Origin of the sequence: Methylogaea oryzae (assembly GCF_019669985.1) — a bacterium.
In the GTDB taxonomy this organism is placed as follows: domain Bacteria; phylum Pseudomonadota; class Gammaproteobacteria; order Methylococcales; family Methylococcaceae; genus Methylogaea; species Methylogaea oryzae.
The window spans coordinates 3,770,993-3,784,658 of record NZ_AP019782.1 but is presented as its reverse complement, the minus strand read 5'-3'; the positions used below and the strand labels follow the sequence as shown (position 1 = coordinate 3,784,658).

At 64.8% G+C, this 13,666-nt stretch carries 12 protein-coding genes and 1 tRNA gene; 10 read left to right on the top strand and 3 right to left on the bottom strand.

Annotated features, from left to right (window positions below; genetic code table 11):
• Positions 1 to 106: 106 nt before the first annotated feature.
• On the bottom strand, positions 107 to 763 hold the full coding sequence (gene yrfG / locus K5607_RS16860) for a GMP/IMP nucleotidase (protein WP_054773612.1): 657 nt from the start codon (positions 761 to 763) through the stop codon (positions 107 to 109).
• Positions 764 to 837: 74 nt separating this feature from the next.
• On the opposite strand from yrfG, the gene cysQ reads away from it, so the two are divergent.
• Positions 838 to 1,650 (top strand): 3'(2'),5'-bisphosphate nucleotidase CysQ, encoded by an 813-nt coding sequence (cysQ, locus tag K5607_RS16855; RefSeq protein WP_054773611.1) that lies wholly within the window; start codon positions 838 to 840, stop codon positions 1,648 to 1,650.
• Positions 1,651 to 1,654: 4 nt separating this feature from the next.
• Here cysQ and K5607_RS16850 read toward each other — a convergent pair whose 3' ends face one another.
• Positions 1,655 to 1,879: a YbdD/YjiX family protein gene (locus tag K5607_RS16850; RefSeq protein ID WP_221047703.1), complete on the bottom strand. Its 225-nt coding sequence runs from the start codon at positions 1,877 to 1,879 to the stop codon at positions 1,655 to 1,657.
• A gap of 101 nt (positions 1,880 to 1,980) precedes the next feature.
• Here K5607_RS16850 and K5607_RS16845 point away from each other — a divergent pair.
• From K5607_RS16845 to recG, 8 genes are all read left to right on the top strand, one after another.
• Positions 1,981 to 2,057, top strand: a tRNA-Met gene (locus tag K5607_RS16845).
• Between the two features lie 162 nt (positions 2,058 to 2,219).
• Positions 2,220 to 3,416 carry a class I SAM-dependent rRNA methyltransferase gene (locus tag K5607_RS16840; protein ID WP_054773610.1) on the top strand — a complete coding sequence of 399 codons (1,197 nt, stop codon included), beginning with the start codon at positions 2,220 to 2,222 and terminating at the stop codon, positions 3,414 to 3,416.
• Positions 3,417 to 3,533: 117 nt separating this feature from the next.
• Complete coding sequence (locus K5607_RS16835; RefSeq protein WP_221047702.1) at positions 3,534 to 5,882, top strand: ATP-binding cassette domain-containing protein; 2,349 nt, start codon at positions 3,534 to 3,536, stop codon at positions 5,880 to 5,882.
• A gap of 57 nt (positions 5,883 to 5,939) precedes the next feature.
• Positions 5,940 to 7,517, top strand: coding sequence for a serine/threonine protein kinase (locus K5607_RS16830; RefSeq protein WP_221047701.1), 1,578 nt, complete (start codon positions 5,940 to 5,942; stop codon positions 7,515 to 7,517).
• 180 nt (positions 7,518 to 7,697) lie between these two features.
• Positions 7,698 to 8,834 carry a vWA domain-containing protein gene (locus K5607_RS16825; RefSeq protein WP_246598909.1) on the top strand — a complete coding sequence of 379 codons (1,137 nt, stop codon included), beginning with the start codon at positions 7,698 to 7,700 and terminating at the stop codon, positions 8,832 to 8,834.
• A 33-nt stretch (positions 8,835 to 8,867) separates the two neighbouring features.
• A complete protein-coding gene (locus K5607_RS16820) occupies positions 8,868 to 9,491 on the top strand; it encodes a hypothetical protein (protein WP_221047699.1) in 624 nt (207 codons plus the stop codon).
• Between the two features lie 59 nt (positions 9,492 to 9,550).
• On the top strand, positions 9,551 to 10,249 hold the full coding sequence (locus K5607_RS16815; RefSeq protein WP_221047698.1) for a M48 family metallopeptidase: 699 nt from the start codon (positions 9,551 to 9,553) through the stop codon (positions 10,247 to 10,249).
• Between the two features lie 111 nt (positions 10,250 to 10,360).
• Positions 10,361 to 12,535 carry an ATP-dependent DNA helicase RecG gene (gene recG, locus K5607_RS16810; protein WP_221047697.1) on the top strand — a complete coding sequence of 725 codons (2,175 nt, stop codon included), beginning with the start codon at positions 10,361 to 10,363 and terminating at the stop codon, positions 12,533 to 12,535.
• Positions 12,536 to 12,539: 4 nt separating this feature from the next.
• Here recG and K5607_RS16805 read toward each other — a convergent pair whose 3' ends face one another.
• Positions 12,540 to 12,926: a response regulator gene (locus K5607_RS16805; protein WP_054774826.1), complete on the bottom strand. Its 387-nt coding sequence runs from the start codon at positions 12,924 to 12,926 to the stop codon at positions 12,540 to 12,542.
• Positions 12,927 to 13,196: 270 nt separating this feature from the next.
• On the opposite strand from K5607_RS16805, the gene rlmH reads away from it, so the two are divergent.
• A complete protein-coding gene (rlmH, locus tag K5607_RS16800; RefSeq protein ID WP_221047696.1) occupies positions 13,197 to 13,664 on the top strand; it encodes a 23S rRNA (pseudouridine(1915)-N(3))-methyltransferase RlmH in 468 nt (155 codons plus the stop codon).
• The last annotated feature ends 2 nt before the right edge of the window (positions 13,665 to 13,666 follow it).

Here is a 13,666-nt window from a genome sequence, read left to right as displayed (position 1 = left end):
GCCGCCCCGCGGAGCGCGGGAGGGGCGAGAGCGCGCTGGGCGCGGACCGCAAAGTTTGCTTGTTGGGTCACATTTCAGCCTATTCCTGGCCGGATTGCAAGCCCATTCAAGCGCGGGGCAACAGGCCGCGCAAATCGTCCACCGCGGCGAATTCGTCGACGACTCGCGGCGCTTGGCGGGAGTCGGGACGGCGGATGGCGTAGAGGTGGCGGATGCCGTAGCGGCGCGCCGAGCGCAGCACCGGCAGGCTGTCGTCGATCATGGCCGTGCGTGCGGGGGCAAACGGCTCCACCGCTTGCAGTTTGCCCCAGAAGGCGTCGTCTTCCTTGGGCACGCCGAAGGCGTGGGAGCTGACGATGGCGTCGAAAAATTCGTGCAAACAGGTTTTTTCCAGTTTGATGCCCAGCGCCTTGGGATGGGCGTTGGTCACCAGCACCAGCCGCTTGCCCCGCCGACGCGCCGCGTCGAGGAAGTCGGTGACGTGGGGCAATACGGCGATCAGGCCGGCGATTTCCGTCTTCAAGCCGGCGACGTCCAGCTCCAGGGCTGCGCTCCAGTAATCCAGGCAATACCATTCGATGCGCCCTTCCATGGCTTTGAAGCGCGGCTCCAGCAGGCGCTTGGCTTCTTCCAAGGGCAGGCCGCGGCTTTCGCTGTAGCGGCGCGGGACGAATTCCTGCCAGAAATGGTTATCGAAATTGAGGTCGAGCAGCGTGCCGTCCATGTCCAAAAACACGCTGTCGATTTGTTCCCAGGGCATCATGGGTGAGAGTATATCCCCAAGCCGCAAGCGCCGCCCGGCGCGCAACCCCATCCACGCACTCCACCGCTGCCGCCATGCCCGACACCGACCTCGCCGCCCTGCTGGAACCCGTCGCCGCCCTGGCGCGACTAGCGGGCGCCGCCATCATGGAAATCTACCGGGGCGATATCCAGGTGGAATACAAAGATGATTGCTCCCCTCTCACCGCCGCCGACATGGCGGCGCACGCTTGCATCGAGCGGGGGTTGGCGGCGTTGACGCCGGACATTCCGCTGTTGTCGGAGGAGTCGAAAGACACGCCGGCCGAGCTACGCCTGGGCTGGTCGACTTACTGGCTGGTGGACCCGTTGGACGGCACCAAGGAGTTCATCAAGCGCAACGGCGAGTTCACCGTCAATATCGCCCTGATCCGCGATCATGCGCCGGTGCTGGGGGTGGTTTACGTGCCTGCGCAAGGGCTGAGCTACCAAGCGGCCCGAGGCTGCGGCGCGTTCAAGCAGGTCAACGGTCAAGCCGCTCAAGCCATCGCGGTGCGCGGCGAGCCGCCCGCCGTGCCGGTGGTGGTGGGCAGCCGTTCCCACGGTGCGGAGCGCCTGGGCGGCTATTTGCAGCGGCTGGGCGAGCACCGCCTGTCCAGCGTCGGCAGCTCCTTGAAGTTCTGCCTGGTGGCCGAAGGCGCGGCGGATTTGTATCCCCGCTTCGGCCCGACCAGCGAATGGGACACGGCCGCCGCCCAGTGCGTGGTGGAGCAGGCCGGCGGCTCGGTGGTGGACCTGCAAGGCCGGCCCTTGCGCTACGGCGCGAAGGAAGGCCTGCTCAATCCCGAGTTCCTGGTTTACGGCTCCAGCCGGCGCGATTGGTTGAGCTATATTTCGGCGCCGGCCTAAGCGGTCAGCAACAACGGCGCACGCCGTTCCACTTGCGTTCCAGTTCGGCGCGGAAAAACGCCCGGCGGCTCAGCGGCTCGCCCCCCTCGCCGGCGTGGCACCGCCGCCAATGATCCAGATAACGTTCGTAGGCGTCGTCGCCACTGACTCTGCGCAGTCCGCGCCAGGCGCAGGCGATAGCGCTTTTCCAGCGGGCGGTTTTGAATAGTTCGGTGATGGCGGCTGGCATGCTGGAGCGATCTCCACGGGGTGGGAATAAAAAATCCGCCGGTCGGCCGACGCCGAAAGGCTTGACAAAAACGACGACTTTAGCTGTAATTTCCCGCTCTTGGCTACGTAGCTCAGTCGGTTAGAGCACAGCATTCATAATGCTGGTGTCGGTGGTTCAAGTCCACCCGTAGCTACCAAATCAAGCAAGGGCTTAGGTTTCCCCACCTAAGCCCTTTTTGTTTGCCTCCGGCGCGTCCCGTCCGAATGCGATTTTTGCGGCGAGTGTGCCAGGATAAGCGTCCGGTGCCCATTTTCCCTGCGCATCCCTTTAGTGCGCCGTCCATCGTTTAGGAATCTCCATGTCCCTCCCCGAACTCTGTTTGAAAAAAGGCGAAGACCGCCGCTTGCGCCACGGCCATTTGTGGATATTCAGCAACGAGGTGGACACGGCCGCCACGCCGCTGGTCGCCTTCAAGCCCGGCGATTTGGCGCAGCTGCTGGACTCCAAGCGCCAGCCTCTGGGCGTGGTCTACGTCAATCCGGCCAGCCTTATCGCGGCCCGCTTGCTGACCCGCGACGGCAATGCCGCCGTCAACAAGGCGTTCCTGGCCAAGCGTTTGAAGGCGGCCCTGCAACTGCGCCAGCGCTGCTATAGCGAGCCCTATTACCGTCTCGTTTACGGCGAAAGCGACGGCTTGCCGGGGCTGGTGGTGGACCGTTACGGCGACGTGCTGGCGGTGCAGGCCAGCACGGCCGGCATGGAGCGCCTGCAGGACGACGTGGTGGCGGCGCTGCAAGACCTGCTGCAACCGCGCGCCGTGGTGCTGAAAAACACTTCCAGCCTGCGCCGCATGGAAGGCTTGGACGATTACACCCGCCTGGCGGCCGGCGAGCTGGACGGCCCGGTGGAAATCGTCGAAAACGGCGCGCGCTTCCGTGTGGACCTGCTGGGCGGCCAGAAAACCGGCTGGTTCTACGACCACCGCGACAACCGCCGCGACCTCGCCGCGCTATGTAAAGGCAAGCGCGTGCTGGACCTGTTCAGCTACAGCGGCGCCTGGGGCTTGGCGGCGGCCGTGCAGGGCGCCAAGGAAGTGGTGTGCGTGGACGCCTCCGCCGCCGCGCTGGAGCTGGTGCGGGAAAACGCCGAGCTCAACGGCGTGGCGGGCAAGGTGCAAACCGTGACGTCCGACGTGTTCGACTACCTGAGACAACTGCGCGAAGCCAAGGAGCGCTTCGATGTGGTGGTGCTGGATCCGCCCGCCCTCATCAAGCGCAAGAAGGACATCAAGGCCGGCACGGAAGCCTATTACCGCCTCAATCAGGCCGCCCTGCAGGTGCTCAACTACGACGGCATCCTCGCCTCGGCTTCCTGTTCCCACCACCTGGAGCCGGCCGCCCTGCGCGACATGCTGCGCTCCTGCGCCCGCCACGTGGACCGTCACGTGCTGATCCTCAAGCAGGGCGGCCACGGCGCCGACCACCCGGTGCATCCGGCCATCCCGGAAACCGAGTACCTGAAATCCTTCCTGTGTCACGCGACGGTTAGCCTGTAACCCCTGGCCGCATGGCCTTCGGCGGGCTGCTGCGGTAAGCTTCTAGCGTCGCCCCACCCGCGGGTGGGGCGTTTCGCCATTCCAGGGAATAAAACAAGAAGCGATAGAGCCGCCGCCATGTCGAATCCTAGCGTCATCGTCCGTTTCGTTTCCATGACCAGCCGCGCCCAGCACAGCCTGGGCCTGCAGGCCGGGCAGCCCGGCGTGGTGGGGAGCGCGGAAGGAGAGTGCCAGTTGCCGGGGGAAGGCGTGTTGCCGCAGCACGCCCGCTTGTTTCTCGACGGCGACGATCCCTTCGTCGAACCGGTGGACAATGCCGTCATCACCCTCAGCGGCGCACCGGTGGACAAGCCGGTCAAGCTCAACGACGGCGATTGGCTGTTGTTGGGCGCCACCGCCTTCCAGGTGCGCATCGTGCGGCCGGCGGCGGCGCCCGATTCGTCCGCCACGGTGATCGTCGCCCAGGCGCCCAAGCCGGAGATAGCCGCCACCGTCATGGTGGGCGGCCAGGCGCCGCTGATGCAGACGCCCGTCGTCGGGCAGGGCCGCGAAGGGCAGCTGGTCGTCGGCCGCATGCCCCAATGCGACCTGATGATCCCTTCTCCCCTCATTTCCCGCCAGCACGCCAAGCTCACCCAGCAACCCGGCGGTTGGACGGTGGAGGATTGCCAGAGCACCAACGGCACTTTCGTCAACGGCCGCCGCTTGGAAGGCAGCGCCGCCATCAAGCCGGGCGATAAGCTGGCGTTCGCCGCTTTCGAGTTCGTGTTCACCGGCGACCGGCTCGATCCCATCGATTCCTCCGGCCGGGTGCGCATCGAAGTGCGCCACCTGACGAAGACCGTGCGCGACAGCGCCACCGGCGCCAACAAAAACCTGCTGGACGACATCAGCCTGGTGATCGAGCCGGGCGAATTCGTGGTGTTGTTCGGCACTTCCGGCTCCGGCAAGTCCACCCTGCTGGACGCCCTCAACGGCCGGCGGCCTGCCACCGGCGGCAGCGTGCTGTACAACGGCACCGATTTATACGCCGCTTTCGACCTGTTCCGTTCCGCCATCGGCTACGTGCCGCAGCAGGACATCGTCCACCGCAAGATCGCCGTGGAGCGGGCCCTGCATTACACGGCGCGCCTGCGCTTGCCGCCGGACACCACGAACCTGGAAATGGACGGTTACGTGGGCCAGGTGTTGGACAAGGTGGGACTGGCGGAAAAAGCCGCCATGGCCATCGACACGCCGGCGCCCTTGAGCGGCGGCCAGCTGAAGCGGGTCAGCCTGGCGGTGGAGCTGGTGGCCAACCCCAACGTGCTGTTCCTCGACGAAGTGACCTCCGGCCTGGACGCCGGCACCGACAAGCGCATGATGGAGCTGTTCCGCGCCCTGGCCGAGGACCAGAAAACCGTGGTGTGCGTCACCCACACCCTGGAAAACATCGAGGCCTGCCATTTGGTGGTGCTGCTGCACCAGGGCAAGCTGGCCTTTTACGGCCCGCCCCAGGCCGTTACCGGCTATTTCGGCATCCACAAGCTGTCGGAAGTGTACGAGCTGCTGGAGAGCCGGCCGGCCGCCGAGTGGGCGGAAAAATTCCACGCCTCCAGCTTTTACGAGACTTACGTGCGCCGCCGCCTGCACCCGGACGGCTCGCAAACCGGCCCCATCACCCAACCGACGGCGCCGCGCCGCCGCTGGTTCGACTGGCTGCAGACCGCCACCTTGATGAGCCGCAACCTGGACCTGATGTTGGCGGACCGGCGCAACCTGCTGATTCTGATCCTGCAAGCGCCCCTCATCGCCCTGGTGATCGGGCTGGTGTTCAAGATCGACGCCGCCTTGGCCCTGCGCGCGGCCAAGGAGAGCCAGATCGGTTTTATCCTGGTGCTGTCCGCCATTTGGTTCGGCTGCCTCAATTCGGCGCGGGAACTGGTGAAGGAGCTGCCCATCTATCTGCGCGAGCGCTCGGTCAACCTGGGGCTGGCGCCTTACATCGTCAGCAAGCTCGTGCCCCTGGCCGGATTGTGCTTGCTGCAATGCGCCATGTTGCTGGGCGTGGTGGCCGCCATGGTGTCCATTCCCGGCGACATGGCGGCGCGTTTCGGCGTGCTGTTCGTTTCTTCCATGGCGGCCACCGCCATGGGCTTGGCGGTGAGCGCCTTCGTCAATTCCAACGACAAAGCCGTGGCCACCGTGCCGATCCTACTCATTCCCCAGGTGATCCTGTCCGGCGCGGTGGTGAAATTGGAAGGCGGCGGCCTGTGGTTCGCCAAGCTCAGCATCATCGCCTACTGGGCCTACGACGCCATGAAAGCGACGTTGAGCGAGGAGGTGCGTTCGGTGCGCGACTTCGCCGGCGAGGCGCTGGTGCCGGTGGCCGGCAGCGTGGCGGGCGATTTGGGCATTGTGGCGGCGCTGGGGACGGTGTTTCTGGCCGCCGCCGTGGCGGGGCTGAAGCTCAAGGACAAAAAGTGACGCCACAGGCGTCGCCATATCAATCGAAAACATGAAGCGCTGTTTGGGAGAGTATCCATGAGCGAAACCGCGGCAGCGGACATTCACGTCTGCTCCAAATGCGAAACCCGCAATACCGAGGCGGAGGCCGCCGCCAACCTCTACCGCTGCATCGGTTGCGGTCAGGATCTGGCCCACGTCGACACGGCGCCTAACGGCGCGGTGCGCGGCATCTTCGGCTGGCTCAAGCAGGAAAACGACCTGATCGGCGACCGCTACCGGGTGAAAACCGTGCTGGGCAAGGGCGGTTTCGGCGCCACCTACCTGGTGGAGGATCAGCGCGTCAACGGCAAGCGCCGGGCGCTCAAGGAAATCCCGGAGCTGCTGTTCGACGAATACGAGGTGTCCTTGCTCAGCAGCCTGGAGCATCCCGCCATTCCCGACATCGCCGATCGCTTCACCGAGGCCGGCATGGTCTACCTGGTGCTCAAGTTCGGCGGCAACCGCACCCTGCAATCGGAATGCCGCCGCATGAACGGCATCCCCTACGCCACGCTCAAGCCCTGGGCGCTGGAGCTGGGCAACGTGTTGAGTTACCTGCACAGCCGCACGCCGCCCATCATCCACCGCGACCTCAAGCCGGAGAACGTGCTGCTGGACGAAGGCGATCGGGTGATGTTGATCGATTTCGGCATCGCCAAGGCGTCCGACAGCGGCATGACCCGCACCCTGGGACGCGCCGCTTCCCACGGCTTCAGTCCGCCGGAGCAGGTGTTGGGCACCGGCACCGACCAGCGCTCCGACATCTACGCCTATGCCGCCACCCTGTATTTCGCCTTGACCGGCAAAACGCCGGCGGCGGCCCACGAGCGGGTGGCGGGAAAGCCCCTGGTGCCGATCGCCGAATTGGTGCAAGGCGTTCCGGCGGCCGTGGACGCGGCCCTGAGCCGCGCGTTGAGCCTGAACATCAACGAGCGCCAAGCCAACATCGAAGAATTGCTGGCGGTATTGGAGGAAAAGCCCCACGCCGCCGTCGAAGCGATGGTGGGCGATCGGACGGTTCGCGTGGGCGATATCGCCTTCGGGCCCGCCATGGGCCGCACCGGCCCCCTGTCCCAGCCCCTCCACAGCGTCCCTTTGGGGCACGGCACGCCGCCGCCGGTCTCCGCTCCCGTGGCCGTCGCGCCGGCCCGCTGGCCCTTGTTGGCCGGCGGGGCGGCGGTGTTGGCTTTGATCATCGGCGGGGCGGCCTACCTGATGCGGGACAAGGGAGCGGAGCCCGCGCCGACAGCCGCCACCGCCGGGCCAGCGCCCGCGGCCCAGCCGCCTGCGGTAGCCACGACGGGCGTCGCGGTGCCGGCGCCGGCGACCGCCGTCGCGCCGGCCATTCCGGCGCCAAGCCCCGCGCCCGCCGCTCCGGCGGGCGGTTCCGAAGCCGACTTGCTAAATTTGCTGCACAAGACGCGCAGCGAGTCGGAGCCGGACAAAACCATCGATCAGCCTCCCAAGCGTACCGAGTCCATCGTTTCAGGCGGCGGAACCCGCGCCTCGTCCGCGTCTTCCCGCAGCGTCGAACCGCGGCCGGCCCCGCCGAAACACGACAGCGACGAAGGCGGCTGGTCCATCACGCCCGGCCAGACGCAAAAAATTCGCTGAATCAGGGGGCGGAGCGCTTTGCGGTGTTGGCTGTTGCGCGTCGAATGGCCCGGGGATGGGCTATATTCTGTCTCGGCGGGTGTGATAAGTTGAATGACGAAAGGCGTCGAGCAAGGCGCTAAACAAAACAATAGCGAGGAAGGAGAAGCGAGTATGTTGCGAAAGTCCAACAGGTGGTCTTTGCGTTCTTTTTGCTTGGGTCTGGCGGCGTTGGCGCTGGCCTATGCTCCCGTGTCCGGAGCGGACGGCTACGGTTTTGCCGCGCCGGGCGGCTACGGCCTGAAGGTTTACCGAACCAACTATGCGCTTTACCCCTACGTGCAGGTGTATTTCCGCACCTTCGACCAGAATCAGCAGCCTTTGGTCAACCTGAACGAATTGAATGTCGGCTTGATGGTCAAGGGTAAATCTTACGATGTTGCCAAGCGGCAGTATGTGATTCAGCCGTTGCGCCAACGCCAGGAAGCCGTGCGCACCGTCCTGGTGCTGGACGCCAGCAAATCGATGGCCGGCGCGCCCTTTAACGCGGCGCTGGAAGCCGCGGTTCGTTACATCGCCGGCAAGCGGCCGCAGGACGAGATCGCCGTGTTGTCCATCCGCGACACCAAGGAAGGCTACGATGTGGTCTCCAACTTCGAAAGAGACGGCAACGCCGTGGTGCGCCGTTTGGCCGATATTCGAGTGGACGGCCAGAAAACCCGCCTTTACGACAGCGTTGCCGCCGCCATGCAATTGTGCGGCATGACCGCGCAGGGATCGGAGGCCTCTTCGGTGAGCGATATCGCCTCTTGTTCCGTCATCGTGTTCTCGGACGGCCGCGATGAAGGCAGCGCCTTGTCGCGCGAGGAACTGAACGGGCGCATCACGAATTTGAAAATACCCGTGCCCATTTATTCCGTGGCCTACTCCAAGACTTCGAAGGAGTACTTCAAAAACCTGGAGTCTTTGTCGAAGAATTCCTTCGGCGTTTATTTCCTGATCGGCGACGCCATCACCCGCATGACGCAGGTCATGGAGCAAATCCAAAATATCCTGCTGAGCGATTACGTGGTGACGTTCCTGTCCTATTTGCCGGTGGACGGCGAGTCCCATGCGCTGAAGTTGGGCGTGGAATATCCGTCCGGCAGCGGCAAATTCAATTATGACGCCAGCAGCTTCGAAGCGATCGAAGCGCCGCCGGTACCCGCTTTGCAAGCCGCCAAAGCGCAATTGTCCAGCGTGCTCCGGCCCTTGCCCGACGGCAATCCGTATTATTCCGCAGCGGCGCCAGCCGCCCCCGTCGCTCCCGTGCCGGCCGGCGTACCGGCGGCCCGGTAGTCAAGACAAACCATAGGAAGAGGAAAATCAGAAATGGCTACGATGAAAAAAACCGCGGTAACTATGGTGCTGTGCACCAGCTTGGTGGCAACCGGTTGCGCCACCACCCAGGAAGGCCAGCAAATGCAGGGCGCGGCCCTGGGCGCCCTGGCCGGCGGATTGACCACCGGCTTGCTCACGGGGAATGTGGGGTACGGCATCGCCGCCGCGGTGGGCGGCGCAGCGTTGGGTTGGGGCGCCGTCAAACTGGTACAGGCGGCCACTACTCAGCAAGTACGTACCGCCGAGCAGGATCAGCAGTTATACGGCTTTACCCCGTCGGCGAATGCGGTGCTGGTGAAAATGAACAAAGCCACGGCGACGCCGGAGAAACTGGCGGCGGGCCAATCGGTGGTGATTTCCAGCGATTACTCTTTGTCCCTGCCGCAAGGGACGGCCAATTCCGACGTGGTGGAGTCCTATTCGTTGAAGAAGGACGGGCAGGTGTTGACCAGCAGCGAGCCGACCCATTCGCAAAAAGCCGCCGGCGGTTATGCGGTAAACGCCACCATCGCCATTCCCAAATCGGCCAAACCAGGCACTTATGTGGTGGAAACCAAAGTGCAATCGGGCACCAGCTACGACGTCAGCCAAGCTGTGTTTGTTGTCGGGAACTGATGATAGCGGCCTATCGTAAGGCGCTCTCGATACGGAAGCGGCAAGCGGAGCGAATCCGCTTGCCGCTTCTTGCGTTGGCGTTGCTGTCGTCTTGCTGCCAGTCCGCATGGGCGTTGTGCGGCGATGAGGTGCTTCGCGCCAAGCAAACCGCGGAGCGTATCGACCAGGAATGGCCGGTGCGTACCGCCGGGGACGCGGTTAGCGCTTACTTGCAAAGCTTGGGGCAGCGTTTGGCGCCAAGCCAGAGTGTTTTGGACATTGGTCGATACGTGACCTACGACTGGCCGGAGCACTGGTTGTTTCGCGCCGTGCGCGACAAGTCGGCGAATGCGTTTTCCATCGGCAATGGCCGTACTTACGTGACCGACGGCGTTATCCTGGCAGCGGAGAACGAAGCGCAGGTGGCGGCGATATTGGCCCACGAGATGGGGCACCAATTGGCGGCGCATTTCTGCGGCGACAGCGATGAAGGCTATGCGCCCAGCCGCATGGTCGGTTCCCTGGCGCAAGCCATGGATGTGCGCAAGGAAATGGAGGCCGACGGCATGGCCTTGGCGATTTTGACCGCTGCCGGTTATCCGGCCAGCGCCATGCTGGATGCCATCGCCAAAATGCCGAGCAACGACCCCAACTCGCAACGCCAGCGCCAGCGGCGCATCCAGGCGTTGCATAACGAACTCCCCAACTACGATGTCTTGCCTGTGCCGCCCTCTTCCGGCGGTTTCGCTCAGGTCAAGGCGCTGTTGCAGCGGCAATAAGATGACGGCGGCGGACCGGGAACGGCGCCGCTCGCTCCATTGAGCTTTCCCGCCCAGGCGTTTTGCGTTACAAAGCAGCCCGTGAACGCAACGGAATCCATGTTTTAGCCCATGAACGAGCGCCCAAGCTGGGAGCAAACGCCGGTCGCGGCGTTGAAAGGCGCCGGGGCGGCCACGGCGGCCAAGCTGGAGAAGCTGGGCATCCGCAGCGTCGGCGATTTGCTGTTCCATCTGCCGTTGCGTTACGAGGACCGCACCCGGGTCACTCCTATCGGCGCGTTGCAGCCCGGGTCGTCCGCCTTGGCTCAGGGGCGGGTGGAGCTGACGGAGCTGGTGCCCAAGGGGCGTCGTTCTCTGGTGTGCCGCATCGGCGACGGCACCGGCCACCTTTATCTGCGCTTTTTCCACTTCACCCAGCGGCAGCGCGAGCAATTGGCGCGCGGCGCGCTGCTGGCTTGTTTCGGCGAGGCGCGCAACGGTTTCTACGGGCTGGAAATGGTTCACCCCGAGTACCATTTCGTCGATGCGCTGACCATGGAGCCGGCCGAGGGCGGTTTGACCGCGGTTTATCCCTTGACCGAAGGCGTGCGCCAGCAGACCTTGCGGCGCCTAACGGCCCAGGCGGTGAATTTGCTCAAGGCGCACGAACTGTCGGACTGGCTGCCCGAGTCTATCCGGCGGGAGCGCCGCTGGCCCGGCCTGAGCGAGGCGCTGATCACCCTGCACTGCCCGCCTTCTGGAACGAGTGATGCTGCGCAAGCGCTCACCCCAGCCCTCTCCCTGGGGAAGAGGGAGCCGGAAGGCGGCTTTCAAGAAGCCTTAGCTGGTCCGCTTCGCGGCGGCTTTCAGGAAGCCATTGAGCGGGCGCGGCAGCGGCTGGCGTTCGAGGAGTTGCTCGCTCACCATTTGAGTCTGACCCAGCTGCGCGGACGCATTAAACGACAGCCGGCGCCGGTGCTTGAGGCGAAGCCGGGCGTGCTGGACCAATTCGCCGCCGCGTTGCCTTTCGCCATGACCGCCGCCCAGCGGCGGGTAATCGGCGAGTTGGGGGAGGATCTGGCTGCCGGCAGCCCCATGCTGCGTTTGGTGCAGGGCGATGTGGGGGCGGGCAAGACGGTGGTGGCGGCTTGCGCGGCGCTGATGGCTTTGAGCGGCGGCTGGCAGGTGGCGTTGATGGCGCCGACGGAATTGCTGGCGGAGCAGCATCTGCGCAGTTTCAGCGCTTGGCTGGAGCCGCTGGGGGTGCGCCTGGTCGGCCTCACGGCCCGACTCAAGGGCGCGGCGCGGCAGGCCGCCTTGGACGATCTGGCGGCCGGCCGTGTCGGCGTGGCCGTGGGCACCCATGCGTTGTTTCAGGAGCACGTGCGCTTCGCCAAGCTGGGCTTGGCGGTGATCGACGAGCAGCATCGCTTCGGCGTGCACCAGCGGCTGGCTTTGCGGGAGAAAGGCGCCCACAACGGCATTACGCCGCATCAGCTCATCATGACCGCCACGCCCATTCCCCGCACCCTAGCCATGTTGGGGTACGCCGACCTGGACGTGTCGGTGATCGACGAGTTGCCGCCGGGCCGCACGCCCGTCACCACCACGGTCATCTCCTCGGCGCGCCGCGACGAGGTGATCGACCGCATCACCCATTGGGCGGAACAGGGGCGCCAGGTCTACTGGGTCTGCACCCTCATCGAAGAGTCGGAAATGTTGCAGTGCGAGGCGGCGGAAGCCACCGCTTCGCGTTTGGCGGAAGCTTTGCCGGCCGTGCGGGTGGCGCTGGTGCACGGACGTATGAAGCCGGCGCAGAAGGATGCGGTCATGCAGGCCTTCAAGAGCGGGGAGGCGGATTTGCTGGTGGCGACCACCGTCATCGAAGTGGGGGTGGACGTGCCCAACGCCAGCCTGATGGTGATCGAAAACGCCGAGCGTCTCGGCTTGGCCCAGTTGCACCAGTTGCGCGGCCGGGTGGGGCGCGGCCCGGGCGAGGCCCATTGCCTGCTCATGTACCAGCCACCGTTGTCGGCCCTGGCGCGCGAGCGGCTGGGTATCCTGCGCGAAACCAACGACGGCTTCCGCATCGCCGAAAAGGACTTGCAACTGCGCGGCCCCGGCGAAGTCTTGGGGACGCGCCAAACCGGCCAGATTCAGTTCCGCATCGCCGATCTGACCCGCGATCAAGCCCTGCTGGATGCGGTGAAAGCGGCGGCGGAAACCGTGCGGCGGGAATGCCCCGAACACGCGCCGTTGTTGATGGCGCGTTGGCTGGGGCAGGCGGAGCGCTACGCCGAGGCGTAAAGGACTAGGTTGCCGCCTGGGCCGACGATTGGAACAAGGCTTCCATGGCGTCCACGTCGATGGGTTTGCTGATTTGGCCGGCTAAGTTCAGCTTGAGGGCGGACGCCAGCTTGCCGACCACGTTCAGCAATTGCCGGTCGCATCCGCTGACCAGGATGATGCGCGCTTTGCATTTCAGCTGGGCCAACTGCCTGAGGATTTCGACGCCATCGATGTTGGGCATGATGAGGTCCAGCACGATAATGGCGGGATCCTGTTCGGCCAGCCGCAGCAGCTGAGCTGGATCGGTGCTGACCATCGGGGCCAGCCCGGCGGTCACGGCGATTTCCGACAGCAAGGTGCACTGGTCGTCGTCGTCGTCGATGATGAGTATGCGCTGACGAGTGTTCATGTCGGCGGGTTCCGCGATGATGGCCCTATGACCGGCTGTTTCGGTGGAGGGCTGTCCGTATCGGTCGCCTCCGGCGCGGCATCGGTTTCGCTGATCTGGCCGCAGTGAAATTCTGACTAATTTAGGCGGAAATGACAAGCCGTTTGCGCCGATAGCGCCAAGCGGCTTGCAAATTCGATGCGATAGGCTCCTTGACGGTGGCTTCCGCTATAATCGCGGCATCATGAAAGGCCTATTGTTGCACCGGTCTGGGCGGGGAGAAAACGGACCGTGCGTATTCATTTAATTGCCGTGGGTACCCGCATGCCTTCTTGGGTCGAGGAAGGGTATGGCGAATACGCCAAGCGCTTGCCGCGGGAGTGCGGCTTGGCGTTGAAGGAAATTCCCATGGCCAAGCGCCAGCGCAACAGCGATATCGCCAGGCTGGTGGCGGACGAGGGCCAGCGCATGCTGGCGGCGATACCCGACGGCAGCCATGTCGTCGCCCTGGACGTGACCGGCAAGCAGCGCGGCACTCCCGAATTGGCGGCGGCGCTGGAGCAATGGCTGGCGGGCGGCCGCGACGTTTGCCTGCTGGTGGGCGGGCCGGACGGCTTGGCGCCGGCCTGCCTGCAACGGGCCCACGAGCGTTGGAGTCTATCGCTCCTTACCCTGCCCCATCCCCTGGTGCGCATCCTGCTGGCCGAGCAGGTTTATCGCGCCTGGAGCATCGTGCAAAACCACCCCTATCATCGCTGACT

Excerpts from the sequence above, each read along its gene's own strand:
- yrfG (WP_054773612.1), bottom strand. The coding sequence starts at position 763 with ATGATGCCCTGGGAACAAATCGACAGCGTGTTTTTGGACATGGACGGC.
- cysQ (WP_054773611.1), top strand. The coding sequence starts at position 838 with ATGCCCGACACCGACCTCGCCGCCCTGCTGGAACCCGTCGCCGCCCTG.
- recG (WP_221047697.1), top strand. The coding sequence starts at position 10,361 with ATGAACGAGCGCCCAAGCTGGGAGCAAACGCCGGTCGCGGCGTTGAAA.
- K5607_RS16850 (WP_221047703.1), bottom strand. The coding sequence starts at position 1,879 with ATGCCAGCCGCCATCACCGAACTATTCAAAACCGCCCGCTGGAAAAGC.
- K5607_RS16830 (WP_221047701.1), top strand. The coding sequence starts at position 5,940 with ATGAGCGAAACCGCGGCAGCGGACATTCACGTCTGCTCCAAATGCGAA.
- K5607_RS16840 (WP_054773610.1), top strand. The coding sequence starts at position 2,220 with ATGTCCCTCCCCGAACTCTGTTTGAAAAAAGGCGAAGACCGCCGCTTG.
- K5607_RS16805 (WP_054774826.1), bottom strand. The coding sequence starts at position 12,926 with ATGAACACTCGTCAGCGCATACTCATCATCGACGACGACGACGACCAG.
- K5607_RS16820 (WP_221047699.1), top strand. The coding sequence starts at position 8,868 with ATGGCTACGATGAAAAAAACCGCGGTAACTATGGTGCTGTGCACCAGC.
- K5607_RS16835 (WP_221047702.1), top strand. The coding sequence starts at position 3,534 with ATGTCGAATCCTAGCGTCATCGTCCGTTTCGTTTCCATGACCAGCCGC.